The organism is Anoxybacillus suryakundensis, assembly GCF_001418025.1.
GTDB classification, from domain to species: Bacteria; Bacillota; Bacilli; order Bacillales; family Anoxybacillaceae; genus Anoxybacillus; species Anoxybacillus tengchongensis.
Map to the genome: position 1 here is coordinate 147,074 of NZ_LIOK01000004.1, position 13,115 is coordinate 160,188.

16 protein-coding genes and 1 riboswitch are annotated in these 13,115 nt (G+C 42.4%); of the genes, 2 read left to right on the plus strand and 14 right to left on the minus strand.

The window, feature by feature from the left end; translation table 11 throughout:
- Nucleotides 1-61: 61 nt before the first annotated feature.
- The 4 genes from ASC42_RS04275 to ASC42_RS04290 form a co-directional block, all read right to left on the minus strand.
- Nucleotides 62-367: a hypothetical protein gene (locus tag ASC42_RS04275; protein ID WP_141653489.1), complete on the minus strand. Its 306-nt coding sequence runs from the start codon at nt 365-367 to the stop codon at nt 62-64.
- 530 nt (nt 368-897) lie between these two features.
- On the minus strand, nt 898-1,683 hold the full coding sequence (locus ASC42_RS04280; protein WP_209424220.1) for an ISL3 family transposase: 786 nt from the start codon (nt 1,681-1,683) through the stop codon (nt 898-900).
- Nucleotides 1,684-1,787: 104 nt separating this feature from the next.
- A complete protein-coding gene (scpB, locus tag ASC42_RS04285; protein WP_082435686.1) occupies nt 1,788-2,369 on the minus strand; it encodes an SMC-Scp complex subunit ScpB in 582 nt (193 codons plus the stop codon).
- Nucleotides 2,362-3,123 (minus strand): segregation/condensation protein A, encoded by a 762-nt coding sequence (locus ASC42_RS04290; protein ID WP_032099948.1) that lies wholly within the window; start codon nt 3,121-3,123, stop codon nt 2,362-2,364. The genes scpB and ASC42_RS04290 overlap by 8 nt, the downstream gene beginning before the upstream one ends.
- A gap of 48 nt (nt 3,124-3,171) precedes the next feature.
- On the opposite strand from ASC42_RS04290, the gene ASC42_RS04295 reads away from it, so the two are divergent.
- On the plus strand, nt 3,172-3,678 hold the full coding sequence (locus tag ASC42_RS04295; RefSeq protein ID WP_055440703.1) for a DUF309 domain-containing protein: 507 nt from the start codon (nt 3,172-3,174) through the stop codon (nt 3,676-3,678).
- A 6-nt stretch (nt 3,679-3,684) separates the two neighbouring features.
- Here the strand turns inward: ASC42_RS04295 and ASC42_RS04300 are convergent, their stop codons facing one another.
- From ASC42_RS04300 to ASC42_RS04325, 6 genes are all read right to left on the minus strand, one after another.
- On the minus strand, nt 3,685-4,029 hold the full coding sequence (locus tag ASC42_RS04300; RefSeq protein WP_055440704.1) for a GNAT family N-acetyltransferase: 345 nt from the start codon (nt 4,027-4,029) through the stop codon (nt 3,685-3,687).
- Nucleotides 4,030-4,111: 82 nt separating this feature from the next.
- Nucleotides 4,112-4,576, minus strand: a complete 465-nt coding sequence (ribH, locus tag ASC42_RS04305) for a 6,7-dimethyl-8-ribityllumazine synthase (protein ID WP_032099951.1) — start codon at nt 4,574-4,576, stop codon at nt 4,112-4,114.
- 13 nt (nt 4,577-4,589) lie between these two features.
- Nucleotides 4,590-5,783, minus strand: a complete 1,194-nt coding sequence (locus ASC42_RS04310; protein ID WP_055440705.1) for a bifunctional 3,4-dihydroxy-2-butanone-4-phosphate synthase/GTP cyclohydrolase II — start codon at nt 5,781-5,783, stop codon at nt 4,590-4,592.
- Nucleotides 5,784-5,788: 5 nt separating this feature from the next.
- Nucleotides 5,789-6,427, minus strand: coding sequence for a riboflavin synthase (gene ribE, locus ASC42_RS04315; protein WP_055440706.1), 639 nt, complete (start codon nt 6,425-6,427; stop codon nt 5,789-5,791).
- A gap of 5 nt (nt 6,428-6,432) precedes the next feature.
- Nucleotides 6,433-7,509, minus strand: a complete 1,077-nt coding sequence (gene ribD, locus ASC42_RS04320; protein ID WP_055440707.1) for a bifunctional diaminohydroxyphosphoribosylaminopyrimidine deaminase/5-amino-6-(5-phosphoribosylamino)uracil reductase RibD — start codon at nt 7,507-7,509, stop codon at nt 6,433-6,435.
- A 140-nt stretch (nt 7,510-7,649) separates the two neighbouring features.
- Nucleotides 7,650-7,782, minus strand: a riboswitch (FMN riboswitch).
- A gap of 148 nt (nt 7,783-7,930) precedes the next feature.
- Complete coding sequence (locus ASC42_RS04325; RefSeq protein ID WP_055440708.1) at nt 7,931-8,371, minus strand: peptidylprolyl isomerase; 441 nt, start codon at nt 8,369-8,371, stop codon at nt 7,931-7,933.
- A 119-nt stretch (nt 8,372-8,490) separates the two neighbouring features.
- Here ASC42_RS04325 and ASC42_RS04330 point away from each other — a divergent pair, with 119 nt between their 5' ends.
- Nucleotides 8,491-9,354: a DUF1002 domain-containing protein gene (locus ASC42_RS04330; protein WP_055440709.1), complete on the plus strand. Its 864-nt coding sequence runs from the start codon at nt 8,491-8,493 to the stop codon at nt 9,352-9,354.
- Between the two features lie 24 nt (nt 9,355-9,378).
- Here ASC42_RS04330 and lysA read toward each other — a convergent pair whose 3' ends face one another.
- The 4 genes from lysA to ASC42_RS04350 all read right to left on the minus strand — a co-directional run bounded on the left by lysA (nt 9,379) and on the right by ASC42_RS04350 (nt 13,113).
- Nucleotides 9,379-10,698 carry a diaminopimelate decarboxylase gene (lysA, locus tag ASC42_RS04335; RefSeq protein WP_141653490.1) on the minus strand — a complete coding sequence of 440 codons (1,320 nt, stop codon included), beginning with the start codon at nt 10,696-10,698 and terminating at the stop codon, nt 9,379-9,381.
- Between the two features lie 69 nt (nt 10,699-10,767).
- Complete coding sequence (locus tag ASC42_RS04340) at nt 10,768-12,237, minus strand: spore germination protein (RefSeq protein ID WP_082435688.1); 1,470 nt, start codon at nt 12,235-12,237, stop codon at nt 10,768-10,770.
- Nucleotides 12,194-12,796: a stage V sporulation protein SpoVABEA gene (spoVAEA, locus tag ASC42_RS04345; protein ID WP_055440712.1), complete on the minus strand. Its 603-nt coding sequence runs from the start codon at nt 12,794-12,796 to the stop codon at nt 12,194-12,196. The genes ASC42_RS04340 and spoVAEA overlap by 44 nt, the downstream gene beginning before the upstream one ends.
- Nucleotides 12,793-13,113, minus strand: a complete 321-nt coding sequence (locus tag ASC42_RS04350) for a SpoVA/SpoVAEb family sporulation membrane protein (RefSeq protein ID WP_055440713.1) — start codon at nt 13,111-13,113, stop codon at nt 12,793-12,795. The genes spoVAEA and ASC42_RS04350 overlap by 4 nt, the downstream gene beginning before the upstream one ends.
- Nucleotides 13,114-13,115 lie beyond the last annotated feature (2 nt).

Genomic DNA, 13,115 nt, shown 5'->3' on the forward strand with positions numbered 1-13,115 from the left:
GAAATTGACGACATTTTCACTTTATCAATGTGTAACATAGAGCAACACTTACCTTTTTATTTTATCTGCGCTGACCATTCATCATGGATGTCGCCTTCTTTCCGGCTTCGCTAATTCGTTGTATTTCATTTTTGACGTACTGAATAACCGCATTCGTGCCTTTTTTTACCCCTCCAATAACTTTATCATCTACTGAATACATATTGTTCGCTATTTCTGTCACGATCACAGCCGCAGCTCCACACTTATGAGATGTCGCTTCACTCATTCCTGACTTTTTACATACTTTATAACCAGCCCCGTAAGCAACACCATCCGTCATTATTTTACCGACTAGCAACTTTGTTGTTGCATCCACTACATTCAAAAAAATCATCCCCCTCACCATCTTTTATATTACATAATACGTATATATTGTAAAAAAAAAAGACAGTCAATACGTTTCACATTTTTTTCACTTTAAATCGAGTAGGAGGAGGTGATTAACCATACCCCTCAAGTTTAGTGGTTAAGCATCGATGTATCCATACACCATGTTTGTGATCATTAGCCGAAGAAAAAGAATACCACATGTTTTAAGCATGCCAAATAACCCTCTTTGAGAGGGGTATTTGCAGACTGTTGAAAAAATGCACTTTGCAAAATTGGATGTAAAATATACGTCTCTACATCGTATTCAACCATTCTTCCAAAAACAAAAATAAAAAGGGGTCTTCACCATTTTCTGTGATTTCCACTCAATCCCAGAAACATGTTAGCTGGATGAAATGGGTTCATCAGCCAAGATCCTTCTTCCGCATACAGACCATGAAATTGGTAGAATGGAAACAGTCAAGTGCTTTCCTTGACGGGTTCCATTCTACCAATTATCATACCGATAGCGGAAGAAGGGAGCGCTTAAGAAGCCTGACTACCTGTCGTGTTCCCTGTACACTCCAGAAATACACGCAAACGAAACCGTTCTCGATTTCGATAGCCATATGCTCGGCGTTTGATGTTTTTGATCTTGTGATTCGTCCCCTCGATTCGGGCATTGGTATATGGGCACAAAAAGTAGGAAAGAATCGGCTCCTTCCACCTTTCAAGCGTGTTGGCTGCTTCCTGAAAAGAAGCAAAAGGGCTCTGTTTGGCTAACTGAATCCATTCTTCCAAGCGTTCCTTTGCTTCGTGATATCCATCGGTTCGGTAAAAATCCCGAAACAACTCTTTCAGATAATAGGCAATGGAAAGTACCAGATACTCCTCCAAGATATCGTCTAATCGACGCCGTTGATCTTTACGAAGCTTTTCACAGCCTTTTAAGAGAAGATATCGAGCCTTCTTCAATGGAGAACATTCCTTTCTTGCTTGATCCAAGGCTTGTGTCACTTTTTGAACCACATGGTACTTATCGATGACAATCGAAGCAGATGGAAACAGGGCGCGAACCGCCTTATGATAAGGTTCCCACATGTCCAGAATCACCGTTTGAACCCTTTCTTTCGACAGGACATTCTGGCTCAACAAGTGGATGGCGGAGTCACATTGGCGATCGGCATGCATTCCCATGACCGATCCAGCTTTAGCATCCATCAATACGGTTTCATACTGATGTCCCTTTTTTACCGTTGTCTCTGTTTTCTCTACATGAATCGCATAACCATAGGAATGAAGTTCTTGTTTAATCACTTTCAATTCTGGCAATCCTAGTGGTATCGAATTTTTGTCACTAAATCACAAAATTTGGTGATGAACCATAAAAAGAAGCCCAAAGAAAAAACGAAAACTCATCCCCCATCACCTTTGATTTACTCATTCACTGCTTGCAGTTGTTCGTTTAGACGTTCGAAAAATAAGTCGGCTTCGCGTTCTTCTTCCTGTTCGTCCCATTCTGGAAGAGGCGGGAGTTCGTCTAACGTCTTTAAGCCAAAGTAGTCTAAAAACTCTTTCGTCGTTCCATATAAAATCGGGCGACCTGTTCCTTCTGCGCGACCTACTTCTTTAATTAACGCTTTTCCTAATAGGGTTTGAAGCGGTTTATCGCTTTTCACGCCACGAATATGTTCAATTTCGGCACGCGTAATTGGTTGGCGGTATGCGATGATCGCTAACGTTTCAAGCGCAGCTTGTGACAACGATGACGTCGCTGGTGACTCAACAAGCTTTTGCAAATATGGCGCGCATTGTTTTTTCGTCACAAGCTGAAGCGTTCCTGCCATCTCAACGACCATAATGCCGCGTTCCGCTGTTTCATACATATGCTTCAATTGTTGCACAAGCTCATATACACGTTCTTCTTGTATATCAAGCACATCAGCCATTTGTTTATACGTCAATCCTTCTTCACCTGCTGCAAACAATAACGCTTCCATAATCGCTAATTCATTCATATCGATCACCTTTTCGTCGAATATATAAATCAGCAAAATTGTTTTCTTGTTCAACAATAATTTCGTTTCGTTTCATCAATTCAAGCAAAGCTAAAAACGTCACGACAATTTGTTCACGATCGTCATACGGAAATAAATCGTAAAAGTTCATTCGCTCTCCATGTTTTAATATGTGTAAAATCTCTTCCATCCGTCGTCCGATCGGAATTTCTTGACGTGCTACTTTCGTATGAAGTGGCTTTTGTAATTTTTTCCGCCGCAACAATTTCGCAAGCGCCCCAAGCATATCGTACAAATCGACATCAAGTGCAAGCGGTGCACCGTTTGACGCATAAGCGGTTAAATCGCTTGGCGGCTTCGTAAATAAGAGCGCTCGCTCTTCTTCTCGCTCGCGCAACTGTTTCGCCGCTTCTTTAAACTTTTTATACTCGATTAACTGTTGCATTAATTGCTCACGCGGGTCTTCTTCGATAAAAAATTCATCATTCTCAAGCGTTTCTTCATGTTTAGGTAACAACATTTTACTTTTCATTTCAATAAGCGTCGCCGCCATTACTAAATATTCGCTCGCTACATCAAGCTGCAATTCTTTCATCGCGTGAATGTAAGCCATATATTGCTCCGTAATTTGCGCGACAGGAATATCGTAAATATCAATTTCATAGCGATGAATTAAATGTAACAACAAATCAAGCGGTCCTTCAAATTGATCTAATTTCACATGATAATGCACATCGATCCCACCTTTGTTCATAACCAATAGTATAATATAAGTATGCATATGAAAAAAGGGGGCTTTCACTTGTATCCGAAGGCATATATCGAATATTTACTTCACTTCCATGCTACGCGCGATTATTTTGAATGTCATGAAGTGCTAGAAGAACATTGGAAACAAACAGGCGAACATGTATGGGTCGGCTTTATCCAACTCGCAGTTGGGATGTATCATTATCGCCGAGGAAATATTGCGGGAGCAAAACGAATGTTTACAAAAGCATTGAACGCATGCGAAAGAGAAAAACAAGCATATGAAGCGTTAGGCATACATGCAGAACAACTTATTGCGCTTATTCATACATATGTAGAGCGAATCAATCATGGACAACCGTATGAAAGCTCTTGCTTGCCGATCATTGATGCTTCCTTATTACACACATGTCAACAACAATGTGGGCAACAAAGGCTTGTATGGGGAGAAAAAAGCGATATGACAAACGAGTATCTCATTCATAAACATAAGTTGCGCGATCGAAGTGATGTCATTGCTGAACGCGAACGACAAAAACAAAAAAGACAGGGGCGTTGATCCCTGTCATTGTTCGCATTTATCCAAAAATGGAGCGGTCATGTCATTGGCACATAACGACCTATTTGGATACAATTCTTTTAATGCTTTCACCATTTGTTTTCCTATTCCTTGATGGCGATGGGACGGATTAACGCTAATATGCTGCACTTCAACCGCATGTTCGCGCACGATTGCACCGATGATGCCAATAAAATCTTCTTCTTGCTTCCATAAAAACAGATGCCAATCGTCGTTAGTCTCGTAGTTTTTCATCGTTTGTTGAAGCTGTTTTAAGTCTTTTTCATTTGGCATAAACGACAAAAGACCCATCGCAATTTTCTCATAGTTTTTTCGATAGCGAACTAGCATACGAATCCCTCATTATCGACAAGACTTATTGTTTACTCGCTATTGCTATTATAAACGGTCTTGTCGCTTTTTTAAACATTTTTTAAGAAAATGTGCGCATGACATTCGCCATTTCAATCGCGCTGAGCGCTGCTTCCCAACCTTTATTTCCGGCTTTTGTCCCAGCGCGCTCAATCGCTTGTTCAATCGTATCTGTCGTCAGCACGCCAAAAATAACCGGAACGCCTGATGAAAGCGCTGCATGGGACGTTCCTTTTGCTACTTCATTACATACGTAATCGTAATGGCTCGTTGCTCCGCGAATGACAGCGCCAAGCGTAATAACTGCATCATATTTTTTCGACTCCGCCATTTTTTTCGCGACAAGCGGGATTTCAAACGCCCCCGGCACCCAAGCGACATCAATATGTTGTTCCTCTACTCCGTGGCGCTTTAAGCCATCAAGCGCACCGCTTAGCAATTTGCTTGTAATAAATTCGTTAAATCGCGCAACAACGATTCCTACTTTTAACCCTGTTCCAACTAAATTTCCTTCATATACGTTCATCTCATTCTCCTCCTTAAAAGTGCAACATATGTCCTAGCTTTTCGTATTTTGTGCGCAAATAGCGCTCGTTATGGCGTTTCGCTGGCATTTGCAATGGAACGCGTTCAACGACTTCTAAGCCGTACCCTTTCAACCCGGTAATTTTACGCGGATTGTTCGTCAATAAACGCATTTTTGTAACACCTAAATCTTTTAAAATTTGCGCACCAATGCCATAGTCACGCAAATCTGGCGCAAAGCCTAATTTTTCGTTCGCTTCTACCGTATCATAGCCTTGTTCTTGTAGTTTATAAGCACGCAATTTGTTGAGTAAACCGATGCCGCGACCTTCTTGACGCATATATAGCAATACCCCGCGACCTTCTTCTTCAATTTGCGCTAATGCGGCATGAAGTTGCGGGCCACAATCGCAACGATGCGAGCCGAACACGTCACCTGTTAAACATTCCGAATGAACGCGCACGAGCACAGGTTCATCTGGGATGATTTCTCCTTTGACGATGGCGATATGTTCTTTCCCATCTAACGTATTTGAATATCCGATCACTTTAAATTCTCCAAAATCGGTTGGTAACGTAATTTCGACTTCGCGTTTGACGAGCTTTTCTTTCCGGTTGCGATAGGCGATTAAATCTTTAATCGTAATCATTTTCATATCAAATTTTTCAGCGATTTGTTTCAAATCAGGTACGCGCGCCATCGTTCCATCATCTTTTATAATTTCGCAAATGACGCCTGCCGGTTTCGCCCCGCAAAGACGGGCTAAATCGACAGCTGCTTCCGTATGTCCAGCGCGGCGCAATACCCCACCTTTTTTCGCAACAAGCGGAAAAATATGACCTGGTCGTTTAAAATCGCTTGCTTTTGCTTCTGGATTGAGCATTTCTTGAATCGTCAACGAGCGCTCAAAGGCGCTAATGCCTGTTGTTGTCGCTTTATGGTCAATACTGACGGTAAATGCCGTACCGTGGGCATCTGTATTATGATTGACCATTGGCGTTAAATCGAGCCGATCAGCTAGTTCTTCGGTAATCGGCACACATACGAGGCCGCGACCGTGTGTAATCATAAAGTTAATAACTTCCGGTGTCGCTTTTTCAGCAAGCGCTACAAAATCACCTTCGTTTTCACGGTCTTCGTCATCGCAAACGATAATAATTTTTCCTTGCATTAAATCGTAAATCGCTTCTTCAATCGTATGAAACATCGCGCTCACTCCTTATATCCGTGCTCTTGTAAAAATTGCATCGTCAATCCTTCACGTTTACCGCTGACGAACTGTTCAACATATTTTCCAATGATATCACATTCAATATTGACAACATCACCGACTTTTTTTGCTCCTAAAATCGTCGCTTCACGCGTATGCGGAATGAGCGAAATCGTAAACGTTCGATCCGTTAAACCGAAAATCGTTAAGCTTGTGCCATCGACAGCAACAGAGCCTTTTAAAATCATATATTTACGCAAATGACTTGGCACTTCAATGTCATAATAAACAGCGTTTGCGACAGGTTGTTTACGAACGATGCGTCCGATGCCATCGACATGCCCCGAAACGAAGTGTCCGCCAAAACGACCGTTTGCTGCCATCGCTCGCTCTAAATTCACTTTCGCCCCTACTGTAAGCGTGCGAAGCGATGTTGCCCGCACCGTCTCAGGCATGACATCGACAGTAAAGAAGCGATCTGTAAATGACGTCACGGTTAAACAAACGCCATTGACCGCAATGCTGTCACCGAGCTGTACGTCTTGTAACACTTTTTGTGCCCCGATCGTAAAGACGATCGCTTCCCCTGTTTGTTTCATTTGTTGAATTGTTCCAATTTCTTCAATAATTCCTGTAAACATCGCGATCATCCTTTAGCAACGATTTTTATATCTGATCCGATCCTTTCGACATGTTTCACTTGTAAACGAAGTGCATCTATCATTCGTCCAAATCCTTCTCCACCGATGGCAGAAGGAGCTTCATTCCCCCCAATTAATGTGGGGGCGATATATGCCAACACTTGTTGCACGGAACGGGAACGTAAAAAGCTGCCGTGCACATGTGCGCCACCTTCAACAAATATGGACATGACGTTGCGCTTACCAAGTTCAAGTAAAAGTGTTGGAACATCAATTTTATTTTCATTCATACGAATGATTTGTACACCTGCATGTTCATATGGCTTCATTTGTTCTTCTGTGACGTGATGGCCGACGACGATCCATGTTGGCGCCATTCGGTCTGTGACAACATTCGCATGAAGCGGTGTGCGCAAATGCGTATCGAGCACAATACGAATCGGTTGCTTCCCTTCGTGACCGAAACGAACGGTTAAACTCGGATCGTCCGCTAAAATCGTGCCAACACCGACAACGATCGCATCGTGCATCCGTCGCTCGCGATGCACGTCACGCCGCGCATCTTCCGACGTAATCCATTTGCTTTCACCTGTTTTCGTTGCAATTTTTCCATCTAAACTCATCGCATACTTTAACGTCACATACGGTGTTTTCGTTGAAATATAATGAAAAAACATTTCGTTTAACGCATCCGCTTCTTCTTTCAACACCCCGACGGTAACATCGATGCCCGCTCGCCTTAATTTTTCAATGCCTTTTCCTGCAACGAGCGGATTTGGATCCGTTGTCGCCACAACGACACGCTTCACCTTTTTTTCAATTAACAAATCGGCACAAGGAGGCGTCCTTCCATAATGACTGCACGGTTCAAGCGTCACATAAACAGTTGCTCCTTCCGCTTTCTCGCCCGCCATACGTAGCGCATGTACTTCCGCATGCGGTTCCCCTGCTTTCAAGTGCGCCCCAAAGCCGACAATTTCACCATTTTTTACAACAACTGCGCCAACAAGCGGATTTGGTGAAGTTTGTCCCCGTGCTGATTCCGCCAATTGTAACGCCAAGCGCATATATCGTTCGTCCATATCGCACCACCTTTCCAGCATGAATAAAAAACCCTAGGAACGACGTCCTAGGGCAAGATGTATGTAAAGATCGCCTTTTTTGCATAGCAAAAATAACCCATCGCCAAGCTTATTTTTTCCAATAAGTGACGTGAGTTTTGGCAATCCTTCTCCCATCCAGACTATACTGTCGGCTCCGGAATCGCACCGGATCATGCCTTAACGGCTCGCGGGCTGAGAAACATCTGTTTCATTACCGCCGGTCGGGAATTTCACCCTGCCCCGAAGGATGCGTTTATTCCATTTTTATTCATTATAGCACAATAAAACGAAATGTCTATGATTTTGCTATAACTAGCCAATACACGACTCCCCAAATGAAGCTAACAAACAAAAGGATGAAAAATAATACCCAGTTTTTTTTCATCTCTTCATCTTCCTTTTATTGTTCATCCCACACTTTCACTTCTTTCATCACATCACCATTTTTCATCGCTTTGACAACATCCATTCCAGCCGTCACTTGACCAAATACGGTATGTACACCATCTAAATGTGGCTGTGGCTCATGGCAAATAAAGAATTGGCAACTTCCCGTATGACGACCGCGATGCGCCATCGATATCGCACCTTCGATATGTTTATGTGGATTGTTATCTGTTTCACACGGAATCGTGTAACCTGCATCGCCTGTTCCATTTCCAATTGGGCAACCACCTTGGCTCACAAATCCCTTAATGACGCGATGAAATGTCAATCCGTTATAAAATCCTTCATTCGCTAACCTTTCAAAATTCGCAACTGTTGTTGGCGCTTCATTTGGGAATAGTTCAAATTGCACCTTTCCACCATTCTCCATTAAAATGTATCCTTTTTTCTTCATGAAACTTTTCCACCTTCCTATCGTAAAAACAAATGTAGCTTCATTTTACTATATTTCGCTTCTATATTCACGCAAATGTTTGTACAATAATACAGAAGGAGACTGAAGGAGGGCATGACATGAAGAAGTGGTTTACGATATTTATTTTATTACTGTTTATGATTCCATCGGTTAGTTTAGCTGATGCGATTGAAGGAGATGTCATTATTACGCTCGGAGAAAATTTAACAGAACAGCAAAAGCAACAAATATTAAAAGAGATGAATGCACCAGAGAACGCGGAAATGATTACGGTCACAAATGCAGAAGAGCATAAATATCTCGGTGACATTATTCCAAAAGGACAAATCGGAACGAAGGCGATTTCGTCATCAAAAATTACAATTGGAGCACCAGGTTCGGGGTTGCAAGTTGAAACAAATAACATTAACTGGGTAACAAAAGAAATGTATATGAATGCACTCATTACCGCAGGGGTGAAAGATGCAGTCATTTATATTACTGCACCGTTTCCTGTATCAGGGACAGCTGCGTTAACAGGGTTAATGAAAGCGTACGAACTTTCATCAAATGAGGTCATTCCTGATGAAGTAAAAAAAGTAGCAAACGAAGAAATGGTAAAAACAGCGCAACTCGGCGAATCAATCGGAAACGATAAAGCGGTCGCGCTGCTTGCAAAAATTAAAGAAGAAATAGCGAAAAATCCACCGCAAACAGATGCGGATATGCGTGCGCTCATTGAGAAAATCGCTCAAGAGCTTGGCATTACGTTAACAGAGGACGAAATAAACAGCTTGCTTTCTTTATTCAATAAAATGAAAAACGTCAACATTGATTGGAATCAAGTAAACGAACAACTTGCTCAAGCGAAAGACAAGCTATCTGCTTTTTTACAAACGGAAGAAGGTCGAACGTTTATTCAACGCATCGTTGACATTTTACGCGAAATATGGAATGCCCTTCGCGGAGCATTTGGATCATAAAAATAACCGAGGTTGTCTCCTCGGTTATTTTTTCAATTTCGTTCTTAACGGCAAATCAAGGCGAATTAAATCTTCATACGTTTCACGCTTTACAACAAGCGTTGCCTCGCCATCTTCAACAAATAAGACGGCTGGACGCGGAATGCGGTTGTAGTTATTTGCCATGGCATAGCCGTAAGCACCGGTACAAAAAACAGCTAAATAGTCGCCCGGCTGAGCCTTTGGAAGCGGTAAGTCCCAAATGAGCATATCACCTGACTCACAACATTTCCCCGCAATCGCTACCACTTCTTCACAGCGATCATGCATCCGATTTGCTAGCACCGCTTCATATTTCGCTTCATATAGCGCAGGCCGAATATTATCGCTCATTCCCCCATCTACCGCAACGTATTGGCGAACGTTTGGCACTTCTTTACGGGAACCGACCGTATAAATGGTTGTTCCAGCATCCCCGACAAGCGAACGACCCGGCTCAATCCAAATTTCCGGGAATGGCAGATGAAACGATGTCACATTTCTTTTTACTTCTTCAATAATTTGTTCCACGTATTGTTCAGGTGCGAGCGGATCATCTTCTCTCGTATATCGAATGCCAAAACCGCCACCAAGATTGACAACTTGCGCAGTAAAATGATACGTATCACGCCATACAGCAAGTTTTTCAAATAATTTCTTTGTCGCAAGCACAAAACCCGTCGCATCAAAAATTTGCGAGCCAATGTGACAATGGATGCCGAGTACATGAACATGTGGAGAAGCGAGAGCGCGTTGCAACGCTTCATCCGCTTGTCCGTTATGCAAATCAAATCCGAACTTTGAGTCTTCTTGACCTGTTAAAATATAGTCATGTGTATGAGCTTCAATTCCAGGTGTCACACGTAATAAAATCGGCATCGTATATTTATGAGTATGACAAAGCTGTTGTAGCATCTCTAACTCATAAAAATTATCGACGACGATACAACCAATTTTCGCTTCGATCGCCATTTGTAACTCTTCTTCACTTTTATTGTTGCCGTGAAAATGAATGCGTTCTACAGGAAATTTAGCAGCTAACGCCGTATATAACTCGCCACCAGAAACAACATCAAGCGACAAACCTTCTTGCTCCATTAATTGCACGATCGCTATTGTCGAAAATGCTTTGCTTGCATAAGCGACTTGCGCGCGCACACCGTGTTGATCAAACATTCGTTTAAATGCTCGGGCGCGTTCTCGAATAAGGGCAACATCGTAAATATAAAGTGGCGTTCCATATGTGTGAGCAAGTTCAATCGTATCGACGCCACCAATTTCTAAATGACCCCGTTCATTAATTCGCATCGTTCCGTGCATAATTATACATTCCCCCTGATGATTCCGAAATAATTAAAGAAAACGTACCATAAATTTTGGTACGTTTCAACCTTTTTATGTTGACTGCTTTTGCTTATTTTGTGGATGCACAATGCTCGGTCGAATCGATGACCCAGCCACAGATCGTCGCACAATAATCTGCATAAACGCCCCCGGATCAAATGGGATAAACGGCCATAAATATGGGGTATTTAACGAGCGAATGTTTGCAAGGAAAAGTAAAAACACCGTAACGCCAATCATAAACCCAGGAACACCGAACAAAGCAATAACAACTAAAAATAAAAGGCGAAAAATTTTATTTGCAATGCTTAATTCATAGCTCGGTGTCGCAAAAGAACCGATCGCCGCGACAGATACGTATAAAATCACCTCCGGTACAAACAGCCCAACATCAATCGCAATTTGTCCAATTAACGCTGCTGCAATTAAGCCCATTGCTGTGGAGAGCGGTGTTGGAGTATGGATTGCAGCCATACGTAAAAACTCAATACCAATATCAGCAATGAGAAGTTGCACAAAAATCGGGATGTTTGTTTTTTCATTCGGACCGATATACGATAATTTTTCTGGTAATAACGACGGATCAAGGACAAATACGAACCAAAGCGGAAGTAAGAAAAGCGAAGCAAAAATACCTAAAAACCGCACCCATCGCACGAACGTTCCTACTGCTGGCGATTGCCGATATTCTTCCGCATGTTGAACGTGATGGAAATACGTCGTTGGTGTAATAATGACGCTTGGTGACGTATCAACCATGATGATGACATGCCCCTCTAATAAATGCGTAGCAGCGACGTCAGGTCTCTCTGTGTAACGAACGAGCGGATACGGATTGTATCCTTGTTTCACTAAAAATTCTTCGATCGTTTTATCTGCCATCGTTAACCCATCAATTTGAATTTCGTTCAATTCCTTCTTAATAAGTTCAACAAGTCCCGGATCGGCCACGTCTTGAATGTATGCGATACAAATGTCCGTTTTTGACCGCTCACCTACTTGCATCATTTCAAAGCGAAGCCGTTCATCGCGAATGCGTCGACGCGTGAGTGCCGTGTTAACGACAATATTTTCAACATACCCATCGCGCGCCCCACGCACCACTTTTTCTGTATCTGGTTCCTCAGGCGAGCGACCTGGATAACTGCGCACATCGACAGCAAACGCTTTCGTCTCTCCATCAATAAACAATAAAATGAGACCGGTTAACAAAAAGTCAACCGCTTCATCTAAACTTTTTACAGGACTCACTTGTTGGTGAACGAGACGATTTTCGATAATTTCAAGTAACTTAGCTGGTTGGCGCTCACGATCGTTTACTTGAACGAGCATTTCAAGCAGCTCAATAATATATTGCGTATCACAAAGTCCGTTACAATAATATAAGTGGACATCTGTTTTTAAAATGTGTAGCTTACGCACACCTAAATCGAAGCTCGTTCCGACCCCGATTGCGTCTTTGAAAAACTGTTCGTTTTCATTCAACTTCGGAGAAATCGGTGTGTAACTTTCTATTTTCATCATGTTTGCTCCTTTCGAGAATATATTCAATCGCTTTGCGAGTAATGCGACAACCGCTACGAATGTCATCCCGACGTCTCATCTTTCCGATATCGCCAATTCCGACGATGATCGGAATCGATAATTGATCTAAACAATATACCGTATCTCCATTAATTCGGCCAAACTCCCATTCTGGAATGCCTTCTTTATCGACACCGTATGTTGTCAAATTCCCATCATAATCGACACAAACATCGACTTTTGTCCATTCTTGATTATTCGTGTCAGACGCAACAGCAACCGCTCCGAGCACATCAATTTGTTCATGTGTCGCAACATAACGGAGCGCTTGCTCACCAGCTCCTTCACCAATAATGCCACTATCATCAAACATGACAAAAACAGGGTCATATGGCGTCTGTAAAATAAGGTCAACAAGCTGTTTCCCTGTTAACCGCGATGGATTGCCTTGCGATTGGCTAATGCAACGAGCACCAAACTGCTTTGCCAGCTTCTCAAGCGCACGTTGTACATGTTGATCACCGTCTGTCACTAAAATGACTTTTCTTTTTTTCATTCGATCCTTCCTCTCGGTCTACAAACGATAGCGGTCATCCATGCGACAAAAATCGGAAATGAAATGAAAAAGATGACATTTGTAAAGTCCCCCGTTTTTACCGCTTGTATGCAAGAAGCACCAACATGGACAAGCGTCATCTCGATCCCAGCATGCGCAAATAACTGCATAGGCTCGTATAAACTAATTGCCTCGATCGTCATGCCGATGAACAAAAATATTGTCATCATGCGAATAAACGACCATTTTATAAGCAATAATTGTCCAATAAGTGATAACATACCGCCAACAATAAATGCGTATACGTACGTTTCCATCT

What these genes read in the sequence shown, in the direction of transcription:
- ASC42_RS04325 (WP_055440708.1), bottom strand. Translation starts at nt 8,371, where the DNA reads ATGAAGAAAAAAGGATACATTTTAATGGAGAATGGTGGAAAGGTGCAA.
- ASC42_RS04350 (WP_055440713.1), bottom strand. Translation starts at nt 13,113, where the DNA reads ATGGAAACGTACGTATACGCATTTATTGTTGGCGGTATGTTATCACTT.
- spoVAEA (WP_055440712.1), bottom strand. Translation starts at nt 12,796, where the DNA reads ATGAAAAAAAGAAAAGTCATTTTAGTGACAGACGGTGATCAACATGTA.
- ribE (WP_055440706.1), bottom strand. Translation starts at nt 6,427, where the DNA reads ATGTTTACAGGAATTATTGAAGAAATTGGAACAATTCAACAAATGAAA.
- ribH (WP_032099951.1), bottom strand. Translation starts at nt 4,576, where the DNA reads ATGAACGTATATGAAGGAAATTTAGTTGGAACAGGGTTAAAAGTAGGA.
- scpB (WP_082435686.1), bottom strand. Translation starts at nt 2,369, where the DNA reads ATGAATGAATTAGCGATTATGGAAGCGTTATTGTTTGCAGCAGGTGAA.
- ribD (WP_055440707.1), bottom strand. Translation starts at nt 7,509, where the DNA reads ATGGACGAACGATATATGCGCTTGGCGTTACAATTGGCGGAATCAGCA.
- ASC42_RS04290 (WP_032099948.1), bottom strand. Translation starts at nt 3,123, where the DNA reads ATGAACAAAGGTGGGATCGATGTGCATTATCATGTGAAATTAGATCAA.
- ASC42_RS04340 (WP_082435688.1), bottom strand. Translation starts at nt 12,237, where the DNA reads ATGAAAATAGAAAGTTACACACCGATTTCTCCGAAGTTGAATGAAAAC.
- ASC42_RS04310 (WP_055440705.1), bottom strand. Translation starts at nt 5,783, where the DNA reads ATGTTTCATACGATTGAAGAAGCGATTTACGATTTAATGCAAGGAAAA.
- ASC42_RS04300 (WP_055440704.1), bottom strand. Translation starts at nt 4,029, where the DNA reads ATGCTAGTTCGCTATCGAAAAAACTATGAGAAAATTGCGATGGGTCTT.
- ASC42_RS04330 (WP_055440709.1), top strand. Translation starts at nt 8,491, where the DNA reads ATGAAGAAGTGGTTTACGATATTTATTTTATTACTGTTTATGATTCCA.